Here is a 26,251-nt window from a genome sequence, read left to right as displayed (position 1 = left end):
TTCATTCATTCGGTTCCATTTCCCGATTCTTATGGGAATAGAAGCAACGGCTCTTTAAAACACGAATTTCACACCTTATAAATCAATTACATTATTGAATCGAAATCAGAAACAATCTGATATCGCTTGACATCGATTCCCCACCGGCTAGATTTAAAAATCAATAATCCGGACATTTTTATCCGGTCGCCGCGGGGAAATGGCAATGAACAACCTGGTTACCGGCACAACCGCCGCATCCGCTCCGCCATTGAACGATCGGCGTAACCCGCCATTCGCGGCAATTCGCGGCCGAGAGCGAAACGATTACGAATCCCGGGTCGTGGAGGCCTACCAGGACGACCCGGTGAACTGGAGCAAGGCCATCGGCGATCGCCTCTGGTTCCAGTTCGGCGTCTTTGACCATCCCCAATCGCCGACGCCGGTCGATCTCGACGAATCCGGCCGCAGGTATTTCGAACGGCAATTGAAGATCGCCGGTCTGGAGACGCCCGCGCGCCAGCCGATCAACCGGGTACTCGATATCGGATGCGGATGGGGAACCGTGCTGCGCGATCTGTCCGAGCGGTTTCCCGGCTGCCATCACCTGGACGGCATCAACATCAGCAGCCGCCAGCTCGAATATTGCGCCGAGGTGAACGCCGCGCGGCGATTGTCCGACAGGATCAACCTGTTCCAGTGCAATGCGCTGGACATCGACCTGCTGCCGGATGTCGACCAGCCCTACGACCTCGTGATCATGCGGGGTGTGATCTCCCATTTCCCCTATGATCTCTTCGAAATCGTGATGGCCAAATTGCGTCAGCGGCTGGGCGCAAACGGGACGGTCATCGTTTCGGATAACTTATATAACGTCGATCTCTCCGAATACCGTTCCGATACGCCCGACCTGGTCGACAGGCTGGCGTGCAAGTATCGCAAGACGCCCGCGTACCTGCGCCAGGTATTCGAGCAAAGCGGCTTCCGCGTCCAGGACATGCAGGTCCTGCCGAACCGGACAGACGCGACGCGGTGGCTGTTGAACGTTCAGGACAACATCGAGCGCCATTTCCCGACGGGTGCGGTCGGCGCGCTGGAGGAACTCCGCGTGATGTGCGAAAGCCTGGCCGTCGCCATCGTGAAGCATCAGGTTTCCATCTATAGCTTCGTGCTCAAGCAAGGTCGATGAAGGCCGCCCGTTCGCGCCGCCGGACATCAAGCCCGAGAACCCGCCATGACAGATATTCCCAACTTCGTCCGCAACCTGCCTGGCCTGCCGAAGCCCGGGGAGACAATCTTCCATCCGGACTTCCATCTGCAATTGAAACCCATGTGGCATCCGCTCCACGACGAGGCGGAACGGCGGATCGCGCTCACGGACAGCCCGTACATCCTCGCCTACTACGGCAGCCAGAAGGCCGTCGAACATTATCTGGCGCAAAGCATGCCGTCATTCGGTGGCCTGTGCTATCCGCACACGCTGAACGACAGGATCTACGATCTGGAACGGATGATGAGCATCACCACGCTGATCGACGACACCATCACCAACCCCGCGATGCTGGAGCAGGCACACAAGCGCTCGACATTGCGCCAGCACTACTTCGATGCGATCGCCGGCATTCGCCCGCCCGACACCGCGCCCATCGCGCAATTGCTGTACGAGGGGCTCTTGCCCGTCAAGGCACATCTGGCGTCGAAACCGCGTGTCTGGAAACGCATGGAGGACGCGCTGCATACGCTGATCATCAGGCAGACGGATCCGCTGGCCCTGAAGATGGACGAACTCACGTTCGACGCCTACCTGGAGATGCGGCGCATCGACAACTATGGGGAATGGGCAGCCATCATGACGGAGTACGCCATCGACGTCGACATGACCGAGCACCTGGTGGCCGACCGCTCGTTGGCGGAAATGAGAACGGCCGCCATCGATTCGATTACGCTGGTCAACGACCCGTACTCATTCCGAAAGGAAATTCATATCGCCGATTCGGTCAACTCGGTCTGGCTGCTGATGTACCGGGAGGGCCTGAAACTCCAGGACGCGCTGAACAGGCTGGCAACGCTGGTTGCGCAGAACGAGCGCAATCTGATCGCCGCGCGCGACCGCGTCCTTGCCGGCCCGCTCGGGAATCGGGCGGACGTGCGCGCCTACGTGACGGAGCTCGAGCATCTGGCGTCGGGGAATGCGGAATTTCACGCGATCAGCACGCGCTACCATGGCCGCGATGCCAAGGGGAAACGGTTCATTTCCGGCGAGGTGACCATTCGGCCGCTTCCTTCCACGGATGAAATCGCGGCGGCCGATCTGGCCGGTGTCCGTCCCGCGAATTGAGGCAACCGGATCGGCCACGCAAACGCGTCGATACGGTCGAAACAACGGCAACGGACATGCTGCGCGCTGTCGCGAACACCCGCGCGCGCAATTGCGAGCCGCATGCCACGCGCCGTTGGTCTGCCATTATGACCACATCCTCCCGGGCCGATCATCTCCATCTGCGGCCCGTATCCGGCCAATCGCCGGACGTTATGGAGTGAAATGCCGTTTCACGCAGATCGCTATTTCGGCGCTTGATTGGCCGCCGCGACGCAATTTTTTTCATCTTCTTGCTGGAAGCCGGCCAACGGCTGGGGCTCGTCGTGCTGTCGAGCGACAACGAGGCGACGCTGCGGCCGACGCCGGGCACCGGGCTGACTGACGCTTGACCCGGCCGGTACGTCGGTGACGGTGCCGCTGGCTTCGTCCTGAGCGGGCGTGCGCCGCGCGGAACGCGCTTCCGCCGGCGCGCGTCGCTCACACGGCCGAACGTCCGGCCAGCCTTCAATCGTCGCGGATTGCAAGGCTGGCCGGGCGGCCTGCCCGGCCGCTCACCGCCGGGCATGGGTCAGGCGCGCCGGCCATTCGGATCGCCCTGACGACTCAAATAATCGATCAGCCACTGCGCGGCCGGACCGCTCGCGCGATCGGCACGCCGGATCAGCGATAGTCCGTATCGGAACGTGCGCCGATCGGCCAGTTGCACCGGGACGAGACGGCCCGACTGCAGATCGTCCTCGATCAGATGCATCGGCATCGATCCCCAGCCCAGCCCGGCGAGCAGCAACCGATGTTTCGCGCCGAGGTCGGCCACCTTCCAGGTGCGGGTCGCATGGATTCCGAACGATTGCCCGTCGGTGACCTTGCTGCGGTCGGTGAGCACGATCTGCGTATGTTCGCGCGCCTCCGAGAGCGGAATCGGCATGTCGCGCAACCCGAGCGGATGCATGGGCGCCGCAACGGTCAGCAACTCGATCGCGCCCATCGAGGTCGCGTCGATCGCATCCGGCCAGTTCGGAATCGGGCCGCTGATGCCGAGCGCACAGCCGCCGTCGAGCACCAGCTTCATGACGCCGCCGAGCGCTTCGATCGCCAGGTTGAGTGCGACGGTCGGGAACGCCTCGGCAAACGCCTGCATCCCTTCGACCAGTTTCGGCAACGGAAACATCACGTCGACGGCCAGCGACAGCTCGGCTTCCACGCCGCCCCGCAAACCGGCCGTCTTCGCCTGCAACTGCCCCATCAGCATGTCGAGCCGACGCGCATCGGCGAGCACGACCTCGCCGGCCGCCGTCAGCTGCGGACGGCGCCTGCCGCGTTCGAACAACGGCATGCCCAGCTGTGCCTCAAGGCTGGCGACCGCATAACTCACCACCGATTGCGCCCTGCCGAGCCGACGCGCCGCCCCTGAAAAACTGCCGGCCTCGACGACGGCGACGAACGCACGAAGCTGATCCAGATTGGGGCTGCGATCCACGATCTATCCAGAAAATTGATTTTAACGATCCATTTTAGCCAATTGTTTCGATCGAAACGATCCCCTACATTCCTGTCACGCCATGTCGATCGCGGCGCCCCCGCGTCGACAGTCTCCCCTCAATGTCACAGGAACATGGAACCATGACGACCGACCGCTTTCTCTCGCCGCCCCGGGCGCCTGCGCGTCCTACGCTGTTCGACCCGATCGAGCTCGGGCGCATCACGCTCAGGAATCGCATCGTGATGGCGCCGATGACGCGCAGCCGTGCCGGTGCCGGCGACGCGCCCGGCCCGATGAACGCGACCTACTATGCGCAACGGGCCTCGGCCGGCCTGATCGTCACCGAGGGCGCGCAGATCTCGCCGCAGGGCAAGGGCTATCCGTTCACGCCGGGCATCTACAGCGATGCGCAGATCGCGGGCTGGAAACAGGTGACCGACGCGGTACACCGTGAAGGCGGCCGCATTTTCGTGCAACTGGCCCACGTCGGCCGCATCGGTCACCCGGACCTGCAGCCGGACGGTGCACGACCGGTCGCGCCGTCGCCGATCCGGCCCGACGGCGACGCCTATACGCCGACGGGCCCGCAGCCGTACCCGGTACCGCGCGCGCTCGAAACCGCCGAATTGCCCGCCATCGTCGACCAATACGTGCTGGCCGCTCGTGCCGCATTGCAGGCCGGGTTCGACGGCGTGGAGATTCACGCCGGCAACGGCTACCTGCTTGACCAGTTCCTGCGCGACGGCACGAACCGCCGGACCGACGACTACGGCGGCACGATCGACAACCGGCTTCGGCTGCCACTCGAGGTCGTGCGCGCAGTCGGCCTCGTTTCAGGCCCCGATCGATTAGGTGTCCGTATCTCTCCGGTCACGCCGCATTTCGGTGGAATCGCGGATAGCGATCCGCAAACGCTGTTCGAGCGATTCGCCAACCGGCTGAGCGGCCTCGCAGTCTATCTCCATGTCGTCGAAGGCGTCCCCCAGGCCGCACCGGACGCGGTGCCCGCATTCGACTACGGCGCGCTCAAGCGCGCGTTCGGCGGGCATTACATCGCGAACAACGGCTATACGAAAGCACGCGCGGAAACGGCGCTTTCCACGGGCCACGCCGATCTCGTGTCGTTCGGCTACCCGTTCATCGCGAACCCGGATCTTGCTGAACGCCTCCGGCACGACCGGCCGCTCGCGCATGCGGACATGTCCATGGCCTATGGCGGCGGCGAAGCCGGCTATACCGACTACCCGCCGTTCCGCGCATGAGCGCGGCCCCGAACCCGAACCGCTGAACACGGCGGCGGATCGCCGATCCGCCGCCTCACGAACAAGGACTCACCATGATTCGATCGATCAACCGCACCCTGTACCGAACCGCTACGCAGACGCCCGCCGTCAACGCCATCCTGTCCGTCCTGGTGCGCACCCTCATCGCCGGCGTCTACGTCGGCGCGGGCATCAGCAAGATCTTCAACTACGCAGGCACCGAGCAATACATGGCGCACATGGGCGTACCGGGGGCACTGCTGCCGCTCGTGATCTTCGTCGAGGTCGCCGGCGGCCTCGCGTTGATCGCGGGCTTCATGACGCGACTCGCCGCGCTCGGGCTCGCGATCTTTTCGGTCATCGCCGCGGTGATCTTCCATAGCGGCGGCGACCAGACGCAGCAGACCTTCTTCATGATGAACCTGTCGATGACGGGCGGCCTGCTCGCGCTCGTGCTGAATGGCGCGGGCCGCGCGTCGTTCGATCGCGGCGATCGAACATCCCTGCCGGAGTGATCCGGCCGACGCCGCGTCCTGCCCGACACCTCACACACCCGGGGGGCAATGCCCCCGCATCCAGCGAGATTTTCCCGTGAATACCATGAATGCCATTCAGATCGATCGTTTCGGCGCGCCGTCCGTACTCCTGCCGGTCGTAATCGCGCGCCCGACGCCGGCTCCCGATGAAGTCCTCGTGCGCGTGACGCGCATCGGACTGAATTTCGCGGAAACGCTGCAACGCGCCGGTACCTATCCGGGCCCGGCGCCGACGTTGCCGGCGATATTGGGATCGGAAACGGTCGGCACGGTCGAAGCCGTCGGCGCGAACGTGCGGGACTTCCAGATCGGCGATCGCGTGGCCGCGGCGCTGTTCGGCGCAACGAGCGGAACCGGCGGCTATGCCGAATATGTGACGGTACGCGCTCCGCTGGTCGTCGCGATTCCCGACGCCGTTTCGGACGACGACGCCGTCGCGGTGATGCTGCAGGGGCTGGTCGCCCGCATGCTGCTGCGCGAGACGCCGGTGGCCGCACGATCCGTCGCCATCACCGCCGCAGCCGGCGGCGTCGGTTCGATGCTCGTCCAGCTGGCGAGACTCGACGGCGCCAGGACGATCGTCGGCCTGGCCGGTTCCACGGAGAAGCTATCGACGGTGCGGGCGCTCGGTGCCGATCAGGCCGTGAGCTATCGCGACGACGCGTGGGTCGATCGACTCGGCGCCGCAACCGGCGGCACGGGCCCCGACGTCGTGTTCGATTCGATCGGTGGCGCCGTGGCCCGCACGCTCGCGTCCAGCCTTGCGCCGCACGGTCGTTTCGTCGCCTATGGCGCGGCAAGCGGCCACTTGCTGACGGTCGATGACAGCCTGATGAACGCGTTCATCTTCGGCTGCCGCTCGCTGTCGGGTTTCGCGTTGCATGCATTCCTCGCCGATCACGTCGTGCAGCAGACGCTCGGGGAGTTGTTCGGCTTGCTGGCCACCGGAGCGCTGAAGCCGCTGATCGGGGGCAGCTATGCGTTCGACGCGATCGTCGACGCGCATGCGGCACTCGAATCGGGCAGGACGATCGGCAAGCTCGTGCTGCGTATCGATCGATAGCACTCCGCCTCCGCCCTCGCCCGTCACGTGGCGCCTCTCACGCGACCATCGATCACGCGCGAAACGGTGGGCGGCGAATCATCGTCCCGCGCCGCTCACACCGGCGTCAACACCGGCCGCCCTGAAAAGTGCCGCTCGGCATTGTCGATGAACTGCCGCACCGACCGATCGAGCGCCTCGGGCGACCAGCCGCCCATGTGCGGCGTCAGCACGACGCTGTCGAGATCCGTCAGCGCGCGCGGCGGCTCGGGTTCGCCTTCGTAAACATCGAGCCCCGCGCCCGCGATACGCCCTTCGCGCAACGCCTCCGCCAAAGCAGCGGTATCGACAACGCTGCCGCGTGACACGTTGACGACGAACCCGCCAGGGCCGAGCGCGTCGAGCACCGTGCGATCGATCAGGTGCCGCGTGCCCGCGCCGCCTGGTGTCGCGACGATCAGGAAATCGGCCCACTGCGCGAGCGCGTCGACGCGGTCGAAATAGCGGTAAGGGACGCTCTTCTGCGACCGGTTGTGATAACCGATCTCGATGTCGAAGCCGGCCGCGCGGCGCGCGCACTTCTCGCCGATCTTGCCCAGCCCGACGATCCCGAGCTTCTTGCCCGACACGTTCGGCGGCATCGCCAGGCCGTCGCGCCACACGCCCGCGCGGGTTTTCGCATCGAGCTGCACGACGTTGCGCACGGCCGCGAGCAGCAGCGCGAACGCATGATCGGCGACGCAATCGTCGTTGGTGCCGGCGCCCGTGACCACGGTCACGCCACGCGCTTTGGCATGGGCGACATCGATGTGCTCGTAGCCGGCGCCGAGCGCGCTGACGAACGTGAGCTGCGGAAGACGATCGATTTCGGCGGCGGTGAGCCCCGTGCTGCCGTTGGTCAGCACCGCGCGTATCGTGCCGCCGTGTTCGGCGATCGCACGTTCGCGTTCATCGGATGTCGGGGCGTAGCGCACGTCGAACGACGCGGCGATCTCGCGATGCGCGGCACCGCGCAATGCGATGAGAACCAGCAACTCGGGCGTCATGTCAGGAAGTGTCGGCAAGGCGGGAACGGATTCAGTGTAACAAGCCTGCCACACGGATGCGGGTAATCCCCACACGGGCTGTGGGCACGCCGCCGCACGCGGTTTGCCAAAGCCGGCTCAGTCAAGTAACTTTCGGCGTACGCCCCCGTCCTGGAGATTGGCCCGTATGAAGCTCGCCCTGCCCGCCCGGATCCTGGGCCTCGCGTTCGCCGCCGCCATCGTCGCGCCCGGCGCGCATGCCGACACGCCCGTCGTGGTGTCGTCGAAGATCGACACCGAAGGCAACCTGCTCGGCAACCTCATCGCGCAGGTGCTGAAGGCCCACGGCATTCCCGTCACCGAAAAGATCGCGCTCGGCACCACGCCGATCGTGCGCAAGGCGCTCACGAGCGGCGAGATCGACGTCTACCCCGAATACACCGGCAATGCCGCGTTCTTCTTCAACAAGGCGGACGATCCGCTGTGGAAGAACGCGAGCCAGGGCTACGACACCGCGAAGCAACTCGACTACGCGGCGAACCATCTCGTCTGGCTCACCCCGGCGCCTGCGAACAACACGTGGGGCGTCGCCGTGCTCGCACCGGTCGCGCAGTCGCAGCACCTGAAGACCTTCTCCGATTTCGGCAAGTGGGTGGCCGGCGGCGGCAAGGTGAAGCTCGCGGCGTCGGCCGAATTCGTGAACAGCGCGTCGGCGCTGCCGTCGTTCGAGAAGGCGTACGGCTTCAAGCTGAAACCCGACCAACTCGTCGTGCTGTCCGGCGGCGATACGGCCGCAACCATCAAGGCCGCCGCGAACCAGACCGACGGCGTGAATGCGGCGATGGTCTACGGCACCGACGGCGGCATCGCGTCGAGCGGCCTCGCGGTGCTCGACGACGACAAGCACGTGCAGCCCGTCTACGCGCCCGCACCGGTGATCCGCGAAGCCGTGCTGAAAGCGCATCCGCAAATCGCCGACTACCTGAAGCCCGTGTTCGCGAGCCTCGACCTGAAGACGCTGCAGACGCTGAACGCGCGCATCCAGATCAACGGCGAACCGGCCGCCGGCGTCGCGAAAAGCTACCTGAAAGCGAAGGGCTTCGTTAAATGACGGGTCGCGCGGCGGCGTCCGCGCGGCGCATCACGGCGGACAAGGTCGGCATCCTGATCGGGGTCCTGACGATCGTCGCCGTGCTCGGCCTGCCGTTCGCGGTGCTGCGGCCGAACCGCATCGCGGCCGGCACCGACCTGTCGGTGTTCGCCGCGCTGCCTGCCCTGCAGGGCGCCGGGCTCGCCGCGCTGTGGATCGTCGGCGCGCTGTGGGCAATGACGGCCAGCCGCCCCGCGTGGCGCCTGATGGCCGGCTGCGCGTGGCTTGCCACGCTCGCGTACGCGGTCGGCGCGGCCGCGACGCACCTCGTCGCGCCTGACGACACGCTCGCCCGCGTATCGCCCTCCTCCGGCGTCTGGCTGCTGCTGTTCGCGTGGGCCGTGCTCGTCGCGGATGCGCTCGCACGGCTCGCGTTCGGCCCCTGGCGGCGTCTCGCCGCACTCGTCGTCGCGATAGCAGCGATTTCGGTACCGCTCGCGAGCGGCTGGTGGGACGGCCTCTCGGTGATGCGCGAATACGCGGTGCGCAGCGACGACTTCTGGATCGAGGCGATCCGGCACGTGTCGCTCACCGGTGGCTCGGTGGCCGCCGCGCTCGTCGCGGGCGTGCCGCTCGGCATCGCCTGCGCGCGCATCGCGGCGGTGCGCACCGTCGCGATGCCCGTGCTCAATATCGTGCAGACGATCCCCAGCATCGCGATGTACGGGCTGATGATGGCGCCGCTCGGCTTGCTCGCCGCACACGTGCCGCTCGCGGCCGCGCTCGGCATCCGCGGCATCGGCGTGGCGCCGGCCGTACTCGCGCTGTTCCTGTATTCGCTGCTGCCGATCGCGTCGAGCGTCGTGGTCGGGCTCGGCCAGGTGCCGCCGCACGTGACCGAAGCGGCGCGCGCGATGGGTATGACGCGTGCGCAGCGGCTGCTGCGCGTCGATCTCGTGCTCGCGCTGCCGGTGATCCTGAGCGGCGTGCGCATCGTGCTCGTGCAGAACATCGGGCTGACCGCGGTCGCCGCGCTGATCGGCGGCGGCGGCTTCGGCACCTTCATCTTCCAGGGGATCGGGCAATCGGCCGCCGATCTCGTGCTGCTCGGCGCGATCCCGACGATCGCGCTCGCGCTGGTGGCGGCCGTCATATTCGAAGCCGCGACCACGCTCGCGAAGGGGCGTGCAGGATGATCGAGATCGAACGTGCGGGCAAACGCTTCGGCGATATCGTCGCCGTCGACGATGTTTCGCTGACGATGAAGCGCGGCACGATCACCGCGCTCGTCGGCGCATCGGGCAGCGGCAAGTCGACGCTGCTGCGCATGATCAACCGGCTGATCGCGCCCACCAGCGGCACGATCCGCATCGACGGCGTCGATACGGCCACCGTTGCGCCCGAGCAGCTTCGTCGCGGCATCGGCTATGCGATCCAGGGGCATGGGCTGTTTCCGCACTGGAGCGTCGCGCGCAACATCGCGACCGTGCCGCGCCTGCTCGGCTGGTCGGCCGATCGCATCGACGCGCGCGTGAACGAATTGCTCGACCTGTTCCATCTCCCGCCGGCCGAGTTCGCGGACAAGCTGCCGCATGAACTGTCGGGCGGCCAGCAACAGCGCGTCGGCGTGGCGCGCGCGCTCGCGGCCGAGCCCGCGATGCTGCTGATGGACGAGCCGTTCGGCGCGCTCGATCCGATCATCCGCAACAAGGCTCAGGACGACCTGTTTGCATTGCAGCGCCGCCTCGGCATCACCGTCGTGATCGTCACGCACGACATCGAGGAAGCGCTGAAGCTCGGCGACACGATCGCGGTGATGGACGGCGGCCGGCTGCTGCAGGTCGCAACGCCTGCCGAGATTCTCGGCAAGCCGGCAGCCGGCGTCGTCGAACAGTTGGTCGCCGGCGTCGACCGGCCGCTGCGCCTGCTCGCGCTGACGCCCATCGATGCGGTGGCCGAACCCGGTCATGCCGATGGCGAACCGATCGCCGCGACGCGCACGCTGCGCGACGCAGTGTCGGAGCTGCTGTGGCGCGGTGTCGATGTGCTTCCGGTGGAAGATGGCGACGGCCGCACCACGCGCCGCATCACGCTCGATGCGATCCGCGGGCACGCAAGGAAGCCCGCATGACGACGCGCGGCAGCACGCGGCCCGGGCGGTCGGCCCTTCCCGCCTACCTCGCACGCGCGGCCGCGCTCGCGCTGCTGCTCGTACTGCTGTTGCGACCCGCCTGGCTACAAGGCTTGTTCGCGCCGTTCGCGGACAACGGCGCGCCGGTGATCTACGATCGCGCGAGCCTGCTCGACCTCACGCTCGCGCATCTCGGCACGGTCGCGTTGTCGAGCGTGATCGGCACGATCGTCGCGGTCGCGGCCGGCATCGCGGTCACGCGGCCGTGGGGCGCGGATTTCCTGCCGGTCGCGCGCAGCGTCGTCGACATCGGCCAGACCTTCCCGCCCGTCGCGGTGCTCGCGCTCGCGGTGCCGGCCGTCGGCTTCGGCCTGAAGCCCGTGCTGATCGCGCTCGTGTTGTATGGCCTGCTGCCCGTGTTCGAAAGCACGATCGCGGGGCTCGAGGACGTGCCGCGCGACGTCGTCGACGCCGCGCGCGGGATGGGGATGAGCGGCTGGCAGCAACTGGTGTCGGTCGAGCTGCCGCTCGCGTTTCCGGTGATCATCAACGGCGTGCGGCTCGCGGTCGTGATCAATCTCGGCACCGCGACGATCGGCTCGACGGTCGCCGCGCGCGGGCTCGGCGACGTGATCATCGCAGGGCTGCAGACGTCGAACACCGCGTTCGTGCTGCAGGGCGGCGTGATCGTCGGGCTGCTCGCGGTGCTCGTCAGCGATGCGATCAGCGCGATTGCACGGGTGGCGGCCGCACGGCGCGCGTAGAAGCCGTTGCGCGATTCTTGGAAGGAGAAACCATGACCGTTTCGGACACCGGCCCGTTTTTTCATGGCACGAAAGCGGATTTGCGGATCGGCGACTTGCTGACGGCAGGCTTCCGATCGAATTATCGCGATGACGTCGTGATGAATCACATCTACTTCACGGCGTTGCCCAAAGGCGCCGGCCTGGCGGCGGAAATGGCCAAAGGCGACGGCCGGCCGCGAGTCTACATCGTCGAACCCACCGGCGAATTCGAAAACGACCCGAACGTCACGGACAAGAAATTCCCGGGCAATCCGACGCGATCGTACCGGAGCACATCGCCTCTGAAGATCGTCGGCGAACTCGAGCGCTGGGAACCCTACGATCCGGCGTTCATCCAGCAGCTCAGAATCCGCATCGAAACCGGCACCGGCGAGATCATCAACTAGCGTTCGTCCGGACTCCGATGCGTGTCCGTGCAACGATCGGCGCCTCGATCGACTCGCCACGACACAAGCCTACATGCCGCTTTCATTCGAACCGGCACTCGACCACCGGCCGCGATTGGCCGATATACTAGGCGCCTTCCCATTCCCCGCACTCCACCATGCGACGGTTTCTCTGGCTGATCGTGCTTTCGCTCGGCATCGCGCAACAGGCGTCGGCGCAGCAAGCGCCCGCACTGCCTGCGTCCGCGCCGGAAGCAGCCGCATCGGCGCCGTCCGTCGCATCCGCGCCGCTCGCCGACGCCAACGATCAGCCGAACGAAGCAAACCGCCGCATCACGTCCTACCTGACGAAGAAATTCGGCGTCGCGAAGGAACGGGCCGCGAAGCTCGCCGATATCGTGAGCGTCACTGCGACGAAATATTCGCTGCCTCCCGCACTCGTTTACGCCATTATTTCGATCGAATCGCGCTTCCAGGAAAAGGCGCGCGGCCAGCATGGCGCGACCGGGCTGATGCAGGTCGTGCCGACCGCGCACCGCGGCCTGGTGCGCAACGTGAAGGACCTGACCGACCCGAACGCGAACGTCGAGGTCGGCTCCGCGATCCTGTCGGGCTACGTGAGGGCGGCCGGTGGCGACGTGCGGGCCGGACTGAGGAGCTACAGCGGCGGTTCGAACGCGTATGCGGCGAAGGTGATGCAGCGCGTCGATTCGTTCCGCTTCGTGCTTGAACCCGACGACGATGCGAAAGCCGCGAATCCCTCGAATCCCGCGAACGATGCGAAGGCCCGCATGGTGCCGGTCAGCGAAAAGACGAGCCCGACGTCGGCCCGCGGCAACTAGTCTCCCCCTTCGTTCGACGCGCATGCGCCACGCCACCCGCTTCCTTGCCGTCGCCGCGCTGGCGACCGGCCACATCGCTGCGTTCGCCGCCGTCGATTGCGAGAAACACGGCCCGACGATGGACAACGTGCGGGTCTGCATCCTGGATCAGAATAATCAGGCCGTCGAGCGCGCATACCGGTCGCTCGAGCACAAGCTCAAGCAGCGCAACCCCGATGCCGCCAGCGCACTCGCGAAGTCGCAGGCAAGCTGGACCCGCTTCGCCGACGACACCTGCGACTACGTGAAAGCCGCCCATCCGCAGCAGATGATCCCGGAAGACGCGCGGATGAACTGCTGGGTCGATTTCAGCCAGGCACGCGTGCGCATCCTGAAGAAATGGGAAGCGCAGCTGGACGCACCGCCACCGGCGCAGAACTGAACGACGAACGGCTACCCGCCCGTCACGCCTGCGCGAAACGCTCCCGCAAAAACTCGATGAAATGCTGCGTCTTCGCGGGCAGCAGCCGCGTTTCCGTCATCGCGTAGACCGGAATCGGCTCGCCCTCCCATGCGGGCATCACGCGGCGCAGCCGGCCGGCGGCCAGGTCATCCGCGACGATCGCTTCGGACAGCACGATGATGCCCGCATCGAGCGTGGCCAGGCGCCGCAGCATGCCGACGCTGTTTCCCGCGAAACGGCTGCTCACCGGTACCGCGACGGTGTGCGTGCCGTCGTGCAGCGTCCACGTGCCGGTCCTCGCCAGGCTGAGGCACGCGTGCCGCGCCAGGTCGTCCGGCGTGCGCGGCTCACCCTCGCGCACGAGATAGCCGGGCGACGCATACAGGTAGTTCCCGAGCGTGGCCAGCCGCCGCGCGATCAGTTGAGAATCTTCGGATTCGCCCAAGCGGATCGCCACGTCGAACGGTTCGCTCACCAGATCGACCCGCCGCGACGTCAGCTCGAAATCGAATGTCAGTTTCGGGTAACGCGTCGAGAACTCGACGATCAGCGGCGCCAGGTAGGTCACCGCGAAATCGACCGGAAACGACGCCCGCAGCACGCCGGTCGGCTCCGCCAGCAACCCGCCGAGCTGCTCGTGCGCGAGCCGCGCCTCGTCGACGATGCGCTTGCAGCGCTCGAAGTAGAGCTGGCCGGCCTCGGTCAGCTCGATCCGGCGCGTCGTGCGATGCAGCAGCCGCAGCCCGATCGCCTTCTCCAGCGCGCTGATGCGCCGCGACAGCGTCGAGTTCGGCATCCCCAGCGTCTCGGCCGCACTGCGAAAACCCTTCGCTTTCACGACTTCGACGAACAGCGCCATGTCGTTCAGTAGTTCCATGCCAACTGCTCCATCAATGGATCAATTCTATCCAGATTACCCGGTTTATCCCGAAAAGGAAGCAATGGATGATGGGCGTGTGGAGGCGAGGTCGGCACACCCGTGCGCGGCCGGCGCCAGAGGCCGCACCGACCCGGTGCCGCCGTCCCGACTCTCGAGGAGCTGACGCATCATGAGCCAACTGTTCACCCCGGTCCGCGTGGGCCGATATACGCTGGAAAACCGCCTGGTCATGGCGCCGATGACCCGCAGCCGCGCCGCCGCCGACGGCACGCCCGGCGAATGGGCCGCCGAGTATTACGCGCAGCGATCGAGCCTCGGCCTGATCGTCAGCGAAGGCACGCAGCCGTCGGACGACGGGCAAGGCTACCTGACGACGCCCGGCATCCATACCGACGCGCACGTCGCCGGCTGGAAGGCGATCAGCGACCGCGTGCATGCACGCGGCGGCCGGTTGTTCATCCAGTTGATGCACGTCGGGCGCATGTCGCATCCCGACAATACGCCGCATCACCGGCAAGGCGTGGCACCGTCGGCGGTCGCGCCGAATGCGCCGATGTTCACGATGAAGGGCATGCAGGACATCCCCGTGCCGCGTGCGTTGACGACCGAGGAAGTGCGCGCGACCGTGAACGACTTCCGCCTCGCCGCGCGCCGCGCGATCGAGGCGGGCGCGGACGGCGTCGAGATCCACGGCGCGAACGGCTACCTGATCCAGCAGTTCTTCGCGCCGAATGCCAACACGCGCACCGACACGTACGGCGGCTCGATCGAGAACCGCGCGCGCTTCGCGATCGAGGTCGCCACGGCGATCGCCGACGAGATCGGCGCGGATCGCACGGCCATCCGCGTATCGCCCGGCAATACGCTGGGCGGCCTCGACGAAGGAGCGGAAGGGCCGGACCTGTATCGCCATCTCGCGACGGAGCTCGACCGTCTCGGCCTCGCCTACCTGCACGTGATGCATCAGGGCAACGAAGCGCTGCTGGCCGACCTGCGCGCGCGCTGGAGCGGCACGCTGATCCTGAATCGTCCGGGCCGCACGCGCGACGCGATCGGCACCGACGTGACGTCGGGGCTGGCCGATCTCGAAGCGTACGGGCAGATGGTGCTGGCGAATCCGGATTTCGTGACGCGGGTGAAGACCGGCGCACCGATGAACGATGCGCGGCGCGAAACGTTCTTCGGCGGCGATGCGCGCGGGTATGTCGACTATCCGGCGCTGGATGGGGCGGCTGCGGCTTGATGTATCGGCTCAGGGTGATCGCAACGTCACGCGCCCTCCCGCGACTCCGCCGGCACAGTCGGCTCGGCAAGTTCATGCAATGCCTTGCGTGCGACGGGCACTTCGCGCTTCGGTACGACGAGCAAATTGAGTCCCAGACCGTCGAGCACCTTGAACAACTTGTCGAGGCCCACCGCCCGGCCGTTTTCGAGCCGCGACAGCACGTCCTTGGAGACGCCGAGCATGTCGGTTGCGTCGTCGATCCGCATCCGGTTCTGCGCCCGCCGGTTGCGGACGAGCGCACCCAGCGCCGCGAGATCCTGCGCGAGCGGGTCGGGTGATGCAATGGGGCGGGGTAAGGTGCGGGCCATAATTCCGGGATACCAGGAACAAAACGCCGACGAACGGCATCGACGGCATTGTTACGAGAATATCGGAATTAAAGGCTTGAACGTCAGCGACGGCGAATTGTTCGCATATTTCAGGAACTATAAAGACCAACAAGTGCCACGGCCGGCGGCCGACCGGCATCGTTTCGACGCACTCATCGGCCGCCTCTCCTGCGTCAAAACTGCCCCACCGCCCCCGTCCACCGCAAATAATCCCCGCGCGTCCAGTCGAGCGACACGCCAACCCGCTTCGTGCCGGGCCGGATTTTCGGCTTGTACACCGACAGCGTCAGCGACTCCAGCGCCGGCCACTCGCGGAACGACAGCACCGCGATATCGGCGACGAGCGTCTCGAGCAGCCGCGTATGCGGCTTGTGCGACAGGAACGCCGCAAGGCGCGCGCAATAGCCGTCGTAATCGATCCACTCGCCCTGCTCGCTCGGCTCGCACCGGTAGCCGAGCCGCGCATCGATCACGATCGGCTGCGGCGCTTCATGCTCGTGCGCATGAATGCCGATCCGCGCGGGCACCTTCAGTTCGTCGACGAACACGCTCCAGCCGCGCCCGCGCAGGCGCGGCGCGTCGATCGCCACGAACGGTTCGTCGAACGGCTTCATGATGCGAGCGGCGCGGCCGCGTCGAGCATGATGCGCACGAAGTAGTCGGCGAAGCTGCGGCGCACGACGATCTCGAACGCATCGTCACCGGTCGGAATCAGCACGATCGACGACTTGAAGTAATGCGACTGCGCGCACTGGCCCGGCTTGAACGCGCGCGGATGGAGATCGAGCGGACAGCCGCGTGCGAGCACGTCGCGCACGCGTTCGCCGCTGAGCTCGACGACCGTATAGCCGCTGCCGACATCGACGGCCGCCGCATACGTGCCCTGCACGGCTTCCGCGAGCTTCGCTTCGAGCACGCCGGCCGGCACGGGCCCGTTCGAGCGCACGAGCCACTCGTCGGGGCCGAGCCACAGCACGTCGTACTCGGCGCCGCGCGCGACCGTGTTCGGCGCCGCGGGCGGCCGGCAGCCGACCACGCGCTCGAACGCGCTCACGAACGCCGGATCGCTCAATTCGCCGCGCACGTTGACGAGATCGAGGAACGGCCGCTCGCGCAGCGTGAACTTCTTCGAGGCGCGCGCCTGGTGCGGCTTCAGCACGTCGGCCGCGCCGACGAACGGCGATTCAAGCGTCACGCCGCCCGCGCCCGCCACCTGCGTCTGGTTTCTGGTTTCATTCCACATGCTGGCGCACCCCTTCGGTATCGTAGAAAACCGGGCTCGAGATCTTCGCGGTGATGCGGCGGCCGTTGGCCAGCGGAATCACGACGCTCTCGCCCATCTTGTTCAGGCCGCCCTTCACCACCGCGAGCGCGATCGAGCGCTTCAGGATCGGGCTGTAGTAACTCGACGTCACGTGGCCGAGCATCGGCGTCGGATCGACCGCCGACACCTGCGTGTCCTTCGCGATGATCTGCGCGCCTTCCGGCAGCACGAACTGCTCGTCCTCGGTCAGCAGGCCGACGAACTGCTTGCGGCCTTCCTTCGCGGTGTCCGAGCGCGCAAGCGAACGCTTGCCGAGGAAGTCCTTCGACTTCGCGACGAGCCCGCCCATCCCGAGGTCGTACGGCGTGATCGAGCCGTCGGTATCCTGGCCGACGATGATGTAGCCCTTCTCCGCACGCAGCACGTGCATCGTCTCGGTGCCGTACGGCGTGATGTCGAACTCGGCACCGGCCGCCATCAGCGCTTCCCACACCGCGCGGCCCGCATTCGCCGGCACGTTCACTTCATACGCGAGCTCGCCCGAGAAGCTGATCCGCATCACGCGCGCCTTCGCGCCTGCAACCGTGCCGTTCCGGTAGCTCATGAACGGGAACGCCTCGTTGCCGAAATCGATGTCCTGGCACACCTTCTGCACGACCTTGCGGCTCTTGGGGCCGACCACCGCGAACGTCGCCCAGTGATCGGTGACCGACGACAGCCGCACCTTCATGTCGGGCCATTCGGTCTGCAGCCAGCGCTCGAGCCACGTGAGCACGCGCGCCGCGCCGCCCGTCGTGGTCGTCATCATGAAATGCTGGTCGGCGAGGCGCACCGTCACGCCGTCGTCGAACACCATCCCGTTTTCGTCGAGCATCAGCCCGTAGCGGCACTTGCCCACTTCGAGCTTGTTCCACGGGTTCGTGTACATCCAGTTCAGCAGCTTCACCGCGTCCGGGCCCTGGATGTCGATCTTGCCGAGCGTCGACGCGTCGAGGATGCCGACGCTGTTGCGCACCGCGAGGCATTCGCGCTTCACGGCCGCATGGAGATCCTCGCCGTTCTTCGGGAAGTACCACGGCCGCTTCCAGTTGCCGACGTCCTCGAACAGCGCGCCGTGCTCGACGTGCCACTCGTGCACGCAGGTCTTGCGGATCGGGTCGAGGAAATCGCCGAGCTCGCGGCCCGCGAACGTGCCGAACGACACCGGCGTGTAGTTCGGGCGGAACGTCGTCGTGCCCGTTTCCGGAATCGTCTTGCCGAGCGCCCCCGCGAGGATCGCCATCCCGTTGATGTTGCCGAGCTTGCCCTGGTCGGTGCCGAAGCCCATCGCCGTGTAGCGCTTCACGTGCTCGACCGACTCGAAGCCTTCGCGTGCGGCCAGCAGGATGTCCGCGGCCGACACGTCGTTCTGGAAGTCGACGAACTGCTTCGGCCCGCGTGCCGCGGCTTCACGGCTGCCGACCAGCCACAGCGGCTGCAGTGCGCCTTCGACGGTTTCCGCAACCTGCGGCGCGACCGCGCGCTGCTCGGCGGTGAAACCCGCTGCCTTCGCGGCTTCCACGCCCGCATCGACCGCGAGTCGCAGCGCACGGGCCAGGCCGAATTCGCCGGCCGCGGCACCGATGCTCGCTTCCGCCTGCACGGGCTTGCCCGGCAGGAAGCACGCCTTCTCGTCGTTCCAGCAGGCCTTGCCGCCCGACTGCGCGAACAGGTGCAGCACCGGGCTGAAGCCACCCGACATCGCGACGAGGTCGCACGGCAGCGTCTGCAGCTTGCCGCCGGTCTGGCCGTTCGAGTAGGACGCGACGTCGACCGACGATACGCGCCACTTGCCCGATGCGCCCGTCACGACCGCGCCGCTCATCACCGTCACGCCCTGCCGCTTCGCGGCGGCCGGCAGCGCGCCGTTCGACGATGCGCGCGAATCGACGACCGTCACCTTCGCGCCGCACGCCTTCAGGTCGAGCGCGGTCTGGTACGCGCGATCGTTGTTCGTGAACACGACCGCGTTGCGGCCCGGCAGCACGCCGAAGCGATGCACGTAGGTGGACACCGCACCGGCGAGCATCACGCCCGGCAGGTCGTTGTTGCCGAACACGATCGGACGCTCGTGCGCGCCGGTCGCGAGGATCACGCGCTTCGCGCGGACCTTCCACAGCAGTTCGCGCGTGCCCTTGCGCATCGACACCGGCAGGTGATCGGTCAGACGCTGCGTGACCGTCACGAGGTTGTGGTCCTGGTAGCCGAACGCGGTGCTGCGCGACAGGATCGTCACGTCGGGCAGCTTGCGCAGCTCGGCCTCGATCTTCTCGACCCATTGCAGCGCGGGCTTCGCGTCGATCTCGGCGCGGCACGACAGCAGGCTGCCGCCGAGCTCGCGCTGGTCGTCGACGAGGATCACGCGCGCGCCGGCCGTCGCCGCCGCATGCGCGGCCGCAAGGCCCGACGGGCCACCGCCGACCACGAGCACGTCGCAGTGCGCGTAGCACTTGTCGTAGCGATCGGCGTCGAGCGCTTCCGGCGCCTTGCCGAGGCCGGCCGCTTCACGGATCTTCTCTTCGTACTTCGGCCACATGTTGCGCGGCCACATGAAGGTCTTGTAATAGAAGCCGGCCGGCAGGAAGCGCGACAGCTTCTGGTTGATCGCGTACTTGTCGTTCTCGAGCGACGGCTCCGCGTTCACGCTCGTTGCGACCAGCCCCTGGTACAGCTCGATCTCGGTCGCGCGTGCGTTCGGCACCGTGTACGGGCCCGATTCGAGCTGCACGACGGCATTCGGTTCCGCGACGTCGGCCGTCACGATCCCGCGCGGACGGTGGTACTTGAAGCTGCGCGCGACGAAGTGCACGCCGTTCGCGAGCAGCGCGGACGCGAGCGTGTCGCCCTGGAAGCCCTGATACGTGCGGCCGTTGAACGTGAAGGTCAACGGAATCGCGCGATTGATGCGGCCACCGGTGCCGAGGCGGTCTTTCTGGCTCATTTGCTCGTGCCCTCTTCGTGTGCGTTGCCGGCAGCTTCGCCACCGAACCTTTCGTAGCCCTTGATATCGTAGGTCACCGTGTCGCGCGTGGCCTTGAACCAGCGGCGGCAGCCCTGCGTGTGCAGCCACTGCTCCTTGTGCAGCCCGCGCTTGTTCTCGCGCATGAACACGTACTCGCCCCATTCGCGGTCGGTCATGTTCTCGTTGTTCACGGGGCGCACGATGTCGGCTTCACCGCCGCACGAGAACTCGGATTCGGCGCGCGGCCCGCACCACGGACATTCGATCAGCAACATGTTTTTCTCCTCGTATGCGTGGTCAGTGCGCGACGGCGGCGGCGCCGTGCTCGTCGATCAGGTGGCCCGTGTAGAAACGGTCGAGCGCGAACGGCGCGTTCAGCGGATGCGGTTCGTCGCGGGCGATCGTGTGCGCGAACACCCAGCCCGAGCCGGGCGTCGCCTTGAAGCCGCCGGTACCCCAGCCGCAGTTGAAATAGAGGCCCTTCACGTCGGTCTTGGTGATGATCGGGCACGCGTCCGGCGACACGTCGACGATGCCGCCCCACTGGCGGTTCATCCGCACGCGCGAGAACACCGGGAACATCTCGACGATCGCCTGCAGCGTGCTTTCGATGATGTGGAAGCTGCCGCGCTGGCCAAAGCCCGTGTACTGGTCGATGCCGGCGCCGATCACGAGGTCGCCCTTGTCGGACTGGCTGATGTACGCGTGCACCGCGTTCGACATGATCACCGAGTTGACGACCGGCTTGATCGGCTCGGACACCAGCGCCTGCAGCGGGTGGCTCTCGATCGGCAGGCGCACGCCGGCCATGTCGGCGAGCGTCGTCGTGTTGCCGGCCGCGACCACCGCGACCTTCTTCGCCTTGATGAAGCCCTTCACCGTATCGACGCCGACCACCGCGCCGCCTTCGCGGCGAATGCCCGTCACCTGGCAGTTCTGGATGATGTCGACACCGGCGCGATCCGCGCCGCGTGCGAAGCCCCAGGCCACCGCGTCGTGACGCGCCACGCCCGCGCGGCGCTGGATCGATGCGCCGAGCACCGGGTAGCGGCTGTTCAGGTTGATGGTCGGCTCGATTTCCTTGATCTGCGCGGGCGTCAGGAATTCGGCGTCGACGCCGTTCAGCCGGTTCGCGTTCACGCGGCGCTCGGTGTCACGCACGTCCTGCAGCGTGTGCGCCAGGTTCATCACGCCGCGCTGGCTGAACATCACGTTGTAGTTCAGGTCCTGCGACAGCCCTTCCCACAGCTTCATCGCCTTCTCGTACAGCGCGGCCGATTCGTCCCACAGATAGTTCGAGCGGACGATCGTCGTGTTGCGCGCGGTGTTGCCGCCGCCGATCCAGCCTTTCTCGAGGATCGCGACGTTCGTGATCCCGTGCTCTTTCGCGAGGTAATACGCGGTCGCGAGGCCGTGGCCGCCGCCGCCGACGATCACGACGTCGTATTCCTTCTTCGGTTCCGGGCTCTTCCACTGCTTTTCCCAGTTCTCGTGATACGAGAGGCCGTTGCGGAACAGGCTGAATATCGAGTAGCGGCTCATGTGAGTGATCCTTCGTTTAGCATTCGATGACGTTCACGGCCAGACCGCCGCGCGACGTTTCCTTGTATTTCGTCTTCATGTCGGCGCCCGTCTCGCGCATCGTCTTGATGACCGAATCGAGCGACACGTAGTGCTGGCCGTTTCCCTTGAGCGCCATGCGCGACGCGTTCAGCGCCTTGATCGCGCCCATCGCGTTGCGCTCGATGCACGGGATCTGCACGAGCCCGCCAACCGGGTCGCAGGTCATCCCGAGGTTGTGCTCCATGCCGATCTCGGCGGCGTTCTCGACTTGGGTCGCCGTGCCGCCCATCACCGCGGCGAGCGCGGCCGCGGCCATCGAGCACGCGACGCCCACTTCGCCCTGGCAACCGACTTCCGCGCCGGAGATCGACGCGGTTTCCTTGTAGATAATCCCGATCGCCGCGGCCGTCATCAGGAATTCGACGATGCCGGCTTCGTTCGAGCCCGGCACGAACTTCACGTAGTAGTGCAGCACCGCGGGAATCACGCCGGCCGCGCCGTTGGTCGGCGCGGTGACGACCCGGCCGCCCGCCGCGTTCTCCTCGTTGACGGCCATCGCATACAGGTTGACCCAGTCGAGCATCGACAGCGGGTCGCGCAGCGACTCTTCCGAACGCGCGCGCAGGCGATTGTTCAGCTCGGCCGCGCGGCGCTTCACGCGCATCGGGCCCGGCAGGTCGCCCTCGACCTTGCAGCCGCGCTCGACGCAGGCGGCCATCGTGCGCCAGATCGCGAGCAACCCGGCGCGCACTTCGTCGGCGGGACGCAGCGCGCATTCGTTGCGCATCATCAGCTCGGCGATCGACAGCCCGTGCTCGCGGCACTGGCGCATCAGGTCGTCGCCGGTGCGAAACGGATACGGCACCTCGACCGCCGCGCGCACGCCGTTCACGCGATCGCCGTCGCGGTTCACGACGAAGCCGCCGCCGACCGAGTAATACTCTTTCTCGACGAGCAGCTGGCCGTGCTCGTCGAAGGCCTGGAAGCGCATCCCGTTCGGGTGCACGATGCTCGTGCCGCTCATCAGCTTGCGATAGAAGCCGATGTGCTCCTTTTCCTCGAAGCGGACGGTCTGCTTGCCGAGCAGCGACAGCGATTTCTCCGCGCGGATCGCGGCGAGCCGCGGCTCGATCAGGTCCGGATCGATCGTGTCGGGCAGGTGGCCCTCGAGACCGAGCAGCACGGCCTTGTCGGTGCCGTGGCCCTTGCCGGTCGCGCCGAGCGAGCCGTATAGTTCGACCCGCACGCGGCGCACGAAACCGAGCAGGTTCGCGTCCTCCACGTGCGACGCGAAGCGGCACGCGGCGATCATCGGGCCGACCGTATGCGAACTGGACGGGCCGATGCCGATCTTGAACAGGTCGAAGACGCTGACGTTCATTGGCTTCCTCTGGGTGGCACACACGTGAAATGACGTTGGCGCCAGTACATCAAAGCGTAAAATCGGCCGATAGAACAAAAACGGCATCGGCGTGGGATACCGCCGCCAAGCGCCCCGCCGGCAGGCCCGAAAGTGCGTTTTGGCGATGGTTCGCGACGGAAAACCACAAGTCGTGCCGGAACCGATCAGCGACGCTGGCTGCATCCGCCCCGCCCGGCCGCCGTACCCGCATGCCCCGTATCAACAGACTGAGTGAGACCGCCCGCCCGGCGTGAAGAGATTGGCCGCGATGACAACCGACGTACCCGCTTCCCCCCTCGCAGAACCCGCGCCGCGGCGTATCCGCTTCGGCATCGTGCTGCTGCCGAACTTCACGCTGACGGCCTTCTCGGGCTTCGTCGACATGCTGCGGCTGTCGGCGGACGACGGCGACTACAGCAAGCCCGTGCGCTGCGCGTGGAGCGTGATCGGCGAGACCCTCGCGCCGGTGCGCGCGAGCTGCGGGATCCAGATCACGCCGTGGGAAACGTTCGACGCGGCCGAGCCGTTCGACTATGTGGTGGTGGTCGGCGGGCTGCTGCATTCGGGGCCGCAGGCCGGCCCCGAGACACTCGACTTCATCCGCCGCGCGGCGGCCGGCGGCGCGACGGTCGTCGGCATCTGCACCGGCGTGTTCACGCTGATGCGGGCCGGCGTGCTCGACGGCTACCGCACCTGCGTGAGCTGGTTCCACTACTGGGATTTCATCGAGCGCTTTCCGGCCGCCGATCCCGACCTGCTGATCGCCGACCGGCTGTTCGTGATCGACCGGCGCCGCATCACCTGCTCGGGCGGCCGCGCGTCGATCGACGTCGCCGCCGCGATCCTGCTGCGCCACTTCGATCACGCGACCGTGCAGAAGGCGCTGCGCATCCTGCTGGTCGGCGAGATGCAGAAAGGCAATGCGCCGCAGCCGCATCCGCCGGGCCTCGAGCCGGCGACGCACCCGAAGGTCAAGCGCGCGATTCTCCTGATGGAACAGCATGTCGGGCGTGCGCTGTCGCTCGACGAGCTCGCGAGCAAGCTCGATTTGTCGACGCGGCAACTAGAGCGGCTGTTCAAGGCGGAGACGGGCAAGAGCCCGCAGGCGTTCGCGAAGCAGGTGCGGCTGCGCACGGCCGCGTGGCTGCTGACGAGCTCCGACCGCACGGTGGCCGATATCGCGTCGAGCTGCGGATTCGCCGATGCGTCGCACCTCGGGCGCGAATTCCGCAAGCAGTTCGGCGTGCCGCCGGCGACGTATCGCGAGCGTGGCGGGGAAGTGGCGGAAGCCGGCGCGGCCATCGCGGCGGACGCCGTCGAGGACATCGCCGACTGACGGCGACGGGCCCCGCTCCTTTTCCAATCGATCGCGACACGACACTCGAACGCATCGGTTTCAGCTCAATTGGAACCGGTTCCAGTCAATTTAACCGACGTTGCGCTCCGTTAACCGAGGGTTATCCCGGATGCTACTGTCCATTCAAATTTGTATGATGACCACATAACCTGACAATCCAGAGCACCATGTTCGAGAAAATTCCCGCCCGCGCGATGAGCGACCATGTCGCGCAGCAACTGCTCAAGCAGATCGAAGTCGGCAGTTTCTCCGCCACCGGCAAGCTGCCGACGGAGGCCGTGCTCGCACAGGAATTCGGCGTGAGTCGCACGGTGATTCGCGAGGCGATCTCGCGGCTGAAGAACGAAGGCGTGGTCGAGCCGCGCCAGGGCAGCGGCGTGTACGTGAACCAGCACGGCGCGATCCGGCCGCTGCGGATCGACTATGCGGAAGCGGTCGAGGCCACGTCGCTGCCGCACCTGCTCGCGGTGCGCCGCGCGATCGAGGCCGAGGTCGCGGCCGAGGCCGCGCTGAACCACACCGATGAAGACATGGCCGACATCGACGATGCGCTGCGCAAGATCGACGACGCGGTGGCCGAAGGGCGCGACGGCGTCGCGGAAGACGTCGCGTTCCACCGCACGATCGCGGCCGTCACCGGCAACCCGTATTTCCTGAAGACGCTGCAGTTCCTGAACCAGTACCTCGAAGCCGGCGTGAAGGTCACGCGTCGCAACGAAGCGACGCGCGAGGACTTCTCGCGCCAGGTGCGCGAGGAACACGCGGCGATCGCCGACGCGATCCGCGCGCGCGACCCGATGGCCGCCCGCAACGCGGCGCGCACGCACATGTACAACGCCGCCCGCCGCCTCGCGGAAGCCGGCATCTGCTGAACCCGGCGGCCGCCGCGCCGCCCCTTTCCCGAATCGATCAAGGTTGACCATGTCACGAAATGTTGGAGTCATCGGCCTCGGCGCGATGGGCCTCGGCGTCGCCCGCTCGCTGCTGCGCGCCGGCCTGCGCGTGCACGCATGCGACGTGCGCGACACGGTGCTGCAGGCGTTCGCCGCCGAAGGCGGCATCGCCTGTGCGACGCCGGCCGAACTCGGCGCGCAGTGCGACGTCGTCGTCACGCTCGTCGTCAATGCCGCGCAGACCGAAACGGTGCTGTTCGGCGCGCACGGCGCGGTCGCGGCGATGAAGCCGGGCGGCGTCGTGATCGCCAGCGCGACCGTCGCGCCCGAATTCGCGGTCGCGCTCGGCGCACGCATCGAGGCGGCCGGCCTGCAGATGCTCGATGCGCCGGTATCCGGCGGCGCCGCGCGCGCGGCCTCCGGCGAGATGACGATGATGACGTCGGGGCCGGCGGCCGCCTATGCGGGCTGCGAGGACGTGCTTGCGGCGATCGCCGGCAAGGTCTATCGCCTCGGCGACGCGCACGGCATCGGCTCGAAAGTGAAGATCATCAACCAGCTGCTGGCCGGCGTGCACATCGCGGCAGCGGCCGAGGCGATGGCGCTCGGCCTGCGCGAAGGCGTCGATGCCGATGCGCTGTACGACGTGATCACGCACAGCGCCGGTAATTCGTGGATGTTCGAGAACCGCGTGCCGCACATCCTGAACGGCGACTACACGCCGCTGTCGGCCGTCGACATCTTCGTGAAGGATCTCGGCCTCGTGCTCGATACCGCGCGCCGCAGCAAGTTCCCGCTGCCGCTGTCGGCCACCGCGCACCAGATGTTCATGAGCGCGTCGAGCGCCGGCCACGGCGGCGAGGACGATTCCGCCGTGATCAAGACTTTCCCCGGCATCACGCTGCCGCCCGCCCGCTGATTCGACCGACGCTTCCG

At 66.8% G+C, this 26,251-nt stretch carries 26 protein-coding genes; 16 read left to right on the top strand and 10 right to left on the bottom strand.

Annotated features, from left to right (window positions below; all coding sequences use genetic code 11):
* Positions 1–205 precede the first annotated feature (205 nt).
* Together CFB34_RS06570 and CFB34_RS06565 are read left to right on the top strand one after the other, a co-directional pair.
* The gene (locus CFB34_RS06570; RefSeq protein WP_089441726.1) at positions 206–1,168 is read left to right on the top strand and encodes a class I SAM-dependent methyltransferase; all 963 of its coding nucleotides are present in this window, start codon (positions 206–208) and stop codon (positions 1,166–1,168) included.
* Positions 1,169–1,213: 45 nt separating this feature from the next.
* Positions 1,214–2,317 (top strand): methyltransferase type 12, encoded by a 1,104-nt coding sequence (locus tag CFB34_RS06565; RefSeq protein WP_143329484.1) that lies wholly within the window; start codon positions 1,214–1,216, stop codon positions 2,315–2,317.
* A 550-nt stretch (positions 2,318–2,867) separates the two neighbouring features.
* On the opposite strand, the gene CFB34_RS06560 is transcribed toward CFB34_RS06565, so the two are convergent.
* Complete coding sequence (locus tag CFB34_RS06560) at positions 2,868–3,776, bottom strand: LysR family transcriptional regulator (protein ID WP_089441724.1); 909 nt, start codon at positions 3,774–3,776, stop codon at positions 2,868–2,870.
* 143 nt (positions 3,777–3,919) lie between these two features.
* On the opposite strand from CFB34_RS06560, the gene CFB34_RS06555 reads away from it, so the two are divergent.
* From CFB34_RS06555 to CFB34_RS06545, 3 genes are all read left to right on the top strand, one after another.
* A complete protein-coding gene (locus CFB34_RS06555; RefSeq protein ID WP_089441723.1) occupies positions 3,920–5,041 on the top strand; it encodes an alkene reductase in 1,122 nt (373 codons plus the stop codon).
* A 74-nt stretch (positions 5,042–5,115) separates the two neighbouring features.
* Positions 5,116–5,556: a DoxX family protein gene (locus CFB34_RS06550; RefSeq protein WP_089441722.1), complete on the top strand. Its 441-nt coding sequence runs from the start codon at positions 5,116–5,118 to the stop codon at positions 5,554–5,556.
* 76 nt (positions 5,557–5,632) lie between these two features.
* Positions 5,633–6,640 (top strand): zinc-binding dehydrogenase, encoded by a 1,008-nt coding sequence (locus tag CFB34_RS06545; RefSeq protein WP_089441721.1) that lies wholly within the window; start codon positions 5,633–5,635, stop codon positions 6,638–6,640.
* A gap of 95 nt (positions 6,641–6,735) precedes the next feature.
* Here CFB34_RS06545 and CFB34_RS06540 read toward each other — a convergent pair whose 3' ends face one another.
* Positions 6,736–7,665, bottom strand: coding sequence for a 2-hydroxyacid dehydrogenase (locus CFB34_RS06540; protein ID WP_089441720.1), 930 nt, complete (start codon positions 7,663–7,665; stop codon positions 6,736–6,738).
* 166 nt (positions 7,666–7,831) lie between these two features.
* On the opposite strand from CFB34_RS06540, the gene CFB34_RS06535 reads away from it, so the two are divergent.
* The 7 genes from CFB34_RS06535 (at position 7,832) to CFB34_RS06505 (ending at position 13,320) form a co-directional block, all read left to right on the top strand.
* Positions 7,832–8,755 carry an ABC transporter substrate-binding protein gene (locus CFB34_RS06535; RefSeq protein ID WP_089441719.1) on the top strand — a complete coding sequence of 308 codons (924 nt, stop codon included), beginning with the start codon at positions 7,832–7,834 and terminating at the stop codon, positions 8,753–8,755.
* A complete protein-coding gene (locus CFB34_RS06530; protein ID WP_089441718.1) occupies positions 8,752–9,930 on the top strand; it encodes an ABC transporter permease in 1,179 nt (392 codons plus the stop codon). The genes CFB34_RS06535 and CFB34_RS06530 overlap by 4 nt, the downstream gene beginning before the upstream one ends.
* Entirely contained in the window at positions 9,927–10,865 is a 939-nt protein-coding gene (locus CFB34_RS06525; protein WP_089441717.1) for an ABC transporter ATP-binding protein, read from the top strand. Before CFB34_RS06530 ends, CFB34_RS06525 begins: the two co-directional genes overlap by 4 nt.
* Entirely contained in the window at positions 10,862–11,629 is a 768-nt protein-coding gene (locus CFB34_RS06520; protein WP_089441716.1) for an ABC transporter permease, read from the top strand. Before CFB34_RS06525 ends, CFB34_RS06520 begins: the two co-directional genes overlap by 4 nt.
* Positions 11,630–11,661: 32 nt before the next feature.
* Positions 11,662–12,057, top strand: a complete 396-nt coding sequence (gene arr / locus CFB34_RS06515) for an NAD(+)--rifampin ADP-ribosyltransferase (protein WP_089441715.1) — start codon at positions 11,662–11,664, stop codon at positions 12,055–12,057.
* Positions 12,058–12,215: 158 nt separating this feature from the next.
* Positions 12,216–12,899 (top strand): lytic transglycosylase domain-containing protein, encoded by a 684-nt coding sequence (locus tag CFB34_RS06510; protein ID WP_089441714.1) that lies wholly within the window; start codon positions 12,216–12,218, stop codon positions 12,897–12,899.
* Between the two features lie 22 nt (positions 12,900–12,921).
* On the top strand, positions 12,922–13,320 hold the full coding sequence (locus CFB34_RS06505; protein WP_089441713.1) for a lysozyme inhibitor LprI family protein: 399 nt from the start codon (positions 12,922–12,924) through the stop codon (positions 13,318–13,320).
* Positions 13,321–13,342: 22 nt separating this feature from the next.
* Here CFB34_RS06505 and CFB34_RS06500 read toward each other — a convergent pair whose 3' ends face one another.
* Positions 13,343–14,218 (bottom strand): LysR family transcriptional regulator, encoded by an 876-nt coding sequence (locus CFB34_RS06500; protein WP_089441712.1) that lies wholly within the window; start codon positions 14,216–14,218, stop codon positions 13,343–13,345.
* A 172-nt stretch (positions 14,219–14,390) separates the two neighbouring features.
* Here CFB34_RS06500 and CFB34_RS06495 point away from each other — a divergent pair, with 172 nt between their 5' ends.
* Positions 14,391–15,464, top strand: a complete 1,074-nt coding sequence (locus tag CFB34_RS06495; RefSeq protein ID WP_089441711.1) for an alkene reductase — start codon at positions 14,391–14,393, stop codon at positions 15,462–15,464.
* Between the two features lie 26 nt (positions 15,465–15,490).
* Here the strand turns inward: CFB34_RS06495 and CFB34_RS06490 are convergent, their stop codons facing one another.
* The 7 genes from CFB34_RS06490 to CFB34_RS06460 form a co-directional block, all read right to left on the bottom strand.
* Complete coding sequence (locus CFB34_RS06490; protein WP_089441710.1) at positions 15,491–15,814, bottom strand: helix-turn-helix domain-containing protein; 324 nt, start codon at positions 15,812–15,814, stop codon at positions 15,491–15,493.
* 194 nt (positions 15,815–16,008) lie between these two features.
* Positions 16,009–16,449, bottom strand: a complete 441-nt coding sequence (locus CFB34_RS06485; protein WP_039346594.1) for a dihydroneopterin aldolase — start codon at positions 16,447–16,449, stop codon at positions 16,009–16,011.
* Positions 16,446–17,078 (bottom strand): sarcosine oxidase subunit gamma, encoded by a 633-nt coding sequence (locus CFB34_RS06480; protein WP_089441709.1) that lies wholly within the window; start codon positions 17,076–17,078, stop codon positions 16,446–16,448. Before CFB34_RS06480 ends, CFB34_RS06485 begins: the two co-directional genes overlap by 4 nt.
* Positions 17,068–20,079 (bottom strand): sarcosine oxidase subunit alpha family protein, encoded by a 3,012-nt coding sequence (locus tag CFB34_RS06475; protein ID WP_089441708.1) that lies wholly within the window; start codon positions 20,077–20,079, stop codon positions 17,068–17,070. The genes CFB34_RS06480 and CFB34_RS06475 overlap by 11 nt, the downstream gene beginning before the upstream one ends.
* A complete protein-coding gene (locus CFB34_RS06470; RefSeq protein ID WP_089441707.1) occupies positions 20,076–20,375 on the bottom strand; it encodes a sarcosine oxidase subunit delta in 300 nt (99 codons plus the stop codon). Before CFB34_RS06470 ends, CFB34_RS06475 begins: the two co-directional genes overlap by 4 nt.
* Before the next feature lie 22 nt (positions 20,376–20,397).
* Complete coding sequence (locus CFB34_RS06465) at positions 20,398–21,642, bottom strand: sarcosine oxidase subunit beta family protein (RefSeq protein WP_006480591.1); 1,245 nt, start codon at positions 21,640–21,642, stop codon at positions 20,398–20,400.
* Between the two features lie 16 nt (positions 21,643–21,658).
* Positions 21,659–23,044 (bottom strand): L-serine ammonia-lyase, encoded by a 1,386-nt coding sequence (locus CFB34_RS06460; protein WP_089441706.1) that lies wholly within the window; start codon positions 23,042–23,044, stop codon positions 21,659–21,661.
* Between the two features lie 289 nt (positions 23,045–23,333).
* Between CFB34_RS06460 and CFB34_RS06455 the strand changes: the two genes are divergently transcribed.
* From CFB34_RS06455 to ltnD, 3 genes are all read left to right on the top strand, one after another.
* Entirely contained in the window at positions 23,334–24,401 is a 1,068-nt protein-coding gene (locus CFB34_RS06455) for a GlxA family transcriptional regulator (RefSeq protein ID WP_089441798.1), read from the top strand.
* Between the two features lie 188 nt (positions 24,402–24,589).
* Positions 24,590–25,294, top strand: a complete 705-nt coding sequence (locus CFB34_RS06450) for a FadR/GntR family transcriptional regulator (RefSeq protein ID WP_011354089.1) — start codon at positions 24,590–24,592, stop codon at positions 25,292–25,294.
* Positions 25,295–25,343: 49 nt separating this feature from the next.
* Positions 25,344–26,234: an L-threonate dehydrogenase gene (ltnD, locus tag CFB34_RS06445; protein WP_089441705.1), complete on the top strand. Its 891-nt coding sequence runs from the start codon at positions 25,344–25,346 to the stop codon at positions 26,232–26,234.
* Positions 26,235–26,251 lie beyond the last annotated feature (17 nt).

The sequence above is a fragment of the Burkholderia sp. HI4860 genome (assembly GCF_002223045.2).
Lineage (GTDB): Bacteria > Pseudomonadota > Gammaproteobacteria > Burkholderiales > Burkholderiaceae > Burkholderia.
This window is presented reverse-complemented; position numbering and strand designations above follow the sequence as displayed.

Excerpts from the sequence above, each read along its gene's own strand:
- CFB34_RS06570 (WP_089441726.1), top strand. The coding sequence starts at position 206 with ATGAACAACCTGGTTACCGGCACAACCGCCGCATCCGCTCCGCCATTG.
- CFB34_RS06565 (WP_143329484.1), top strand. The coding sequence starts at position 1,214 with ATGACAGATATTCCCAACTTCGTCCGCAACCTGCCTGGCCTGCCGAAG.
- CFB34_RS06555 (WP_089441723.1), top strand. The coding sequence starts at position 3,920 with ATGACGACCGACCGCTTTCTCTCGCCGCCCCGGGCGCCTGCGCGTCCT.
- CFB34_RS06550 (WP_089441722.1), top strand. The coding sequence starts at position 5,116 with ATGATTCGATCGATCAACCGCACCCTGTACCGAACCGCTACGCAGACG.
- CFB34_RS06540 (WP_089441720.1), bottom strand. The coding sequence starts at position 7,665 with ATGACGCCCGAGTTGCTGGTTCTCATCGCATTGCGCGGTGCCGCGCAT.
- CFB34_RS06535 (WP_089441719.1), top strand. The coding sequence starts at position 7,832 with ATGAAGCTCGCCCTGCCCGCCCGGATCCTGGGCCTCGCGTTCGCCGCC.
- CFB34_RS06530 (WP_089441718.1), top strand. The coding sequence starts at position 8,752 with ATGACGGGTCGCGCGGCGGCGTCCGCGCGGCGCATCACGGCGGACAAG.
- CFB34_RS06525 (WP_089441717.1), top strand. The coding sequence starts at position 9,927 with ATGATCGAGATCGAACGTGCGGGCAAACGCTTCGGCGATATCGTCGCC.
- CFB34_RS06520 (WP_089441716.1), top strand. The coding sequence starts at position 10,862 with ATGACGACGCGCGGCAGCACGCGGCCCGGGCGGTCGGCCCTTCCCGCC.
- arr (WP_089441715.1), top strand. The coding sequence starts at position 11,662 with ATGACCGTTTCGGACACCGGCCCGTTTTTTCATGGCACGAAAGCGGAT.
- CFB34_RS06510 (WP_089441714.1), top strand. The coding sequence starts at position 12,216 with ATGCGACGGTTTCTCTGGCTGATCGTGCTTTCGCTCGGCATCGCGCAA.
- CFB34_RS06505 (WP_089441713.1), top strand. The coding sequence starts at position 12,922 with ATGCGCCACGCCACCCGCTTCCTTGCCGTCGCCGCGCTGGCGACCGGC.
- CFB34_RS06500 (WP_089441712.1), bottom strand. The coding sequence starts at position 14,218 with ATGGAACTACTGAACGACATGGCGCTGTTCGTCGAAGTCGTGAAAGCG.
- CFB34_RS06495 (WP_089441711.1), top strand. The coding sequence starts at position 14,391 with ATGAGCCAACTGTTCACCCCGGTCCGCGTGGGCCGATATACGCTGGAA.
- CFB34_RS06490 (WP_089441710.1), bottom strand. The coding sequence starts at position 15,814 with ATGGCCCGCACCTTACCCCGCCCCATTGCATCACCCGACCCGCTCGCG.
- CFB34_RS06485 (WP_039346594.1), bottom strand. The coding sequence starts at position 16,449 with ATGAAGCCGTTCGACGAACCGTTCGTGGCGATCGACGCGCCGCGCCTG.
- CFB34_RS06480 (WP_089441709.1), bottom strand. The coding sequence starts at position 17,078 with ATGTGGAATGAAACCAGAAACCAGACGCAGGTGGCGGGCGCGGGCGGC.
- CFB34_RS06475 (WP_089441708.1), bottom strand. The coding sequence starts at position 20,079 with ATGAGCCAGAAAGACCGCCTCGGCACCGGTGGCCGCATCAATCGCGCG.
- CFB34_RS06470 (WP_089441707.1), bottom strand. The coding sequence starts at position 20,375 with ATGTTGCTGATCGAATGTCCGTGGTGCGGGCCGCGCGCCGAATCCGAG.
- CFB34_RS06465 (WP_006480591.1), bottom strand. The coding sequence starts at position 21,642 with ATGAGCCGCTACTCGATATTCAGCCTGTTCCGCAACGGCCTCTCGTAT.
- CFB34_RS06460 (WP_089441706.1), bottom strand. The coding sequence starts at position 23,044 with ATGAACGTCAGCGTCTTCGACCTGTTCAAGATCGGCATCGGCCCGTCC.
- CFB34_RS06455 (WP_089441798.1), top strand. The coding sequence starts at position 23,334 with ATGACAACCGACGTACCCGCTTCCCCCCTCGCAGAACCCGCGCCGCGG.
- CFB34_RS06450 (WP_011354089.1), top strand. The coding sequence starts at position 24,590 with ATGTTCGAGAAAATTCCCGCCCGCGCGATGAGCGACCATGTCGCGCAG.
- ltnD (WP_089441705.1), top strand. The coding sequence starts at position 25,344 with ATGTCACGAAATGTTGGAGTCATCGGCCTCGGCGCGATGGGCCTCGGC.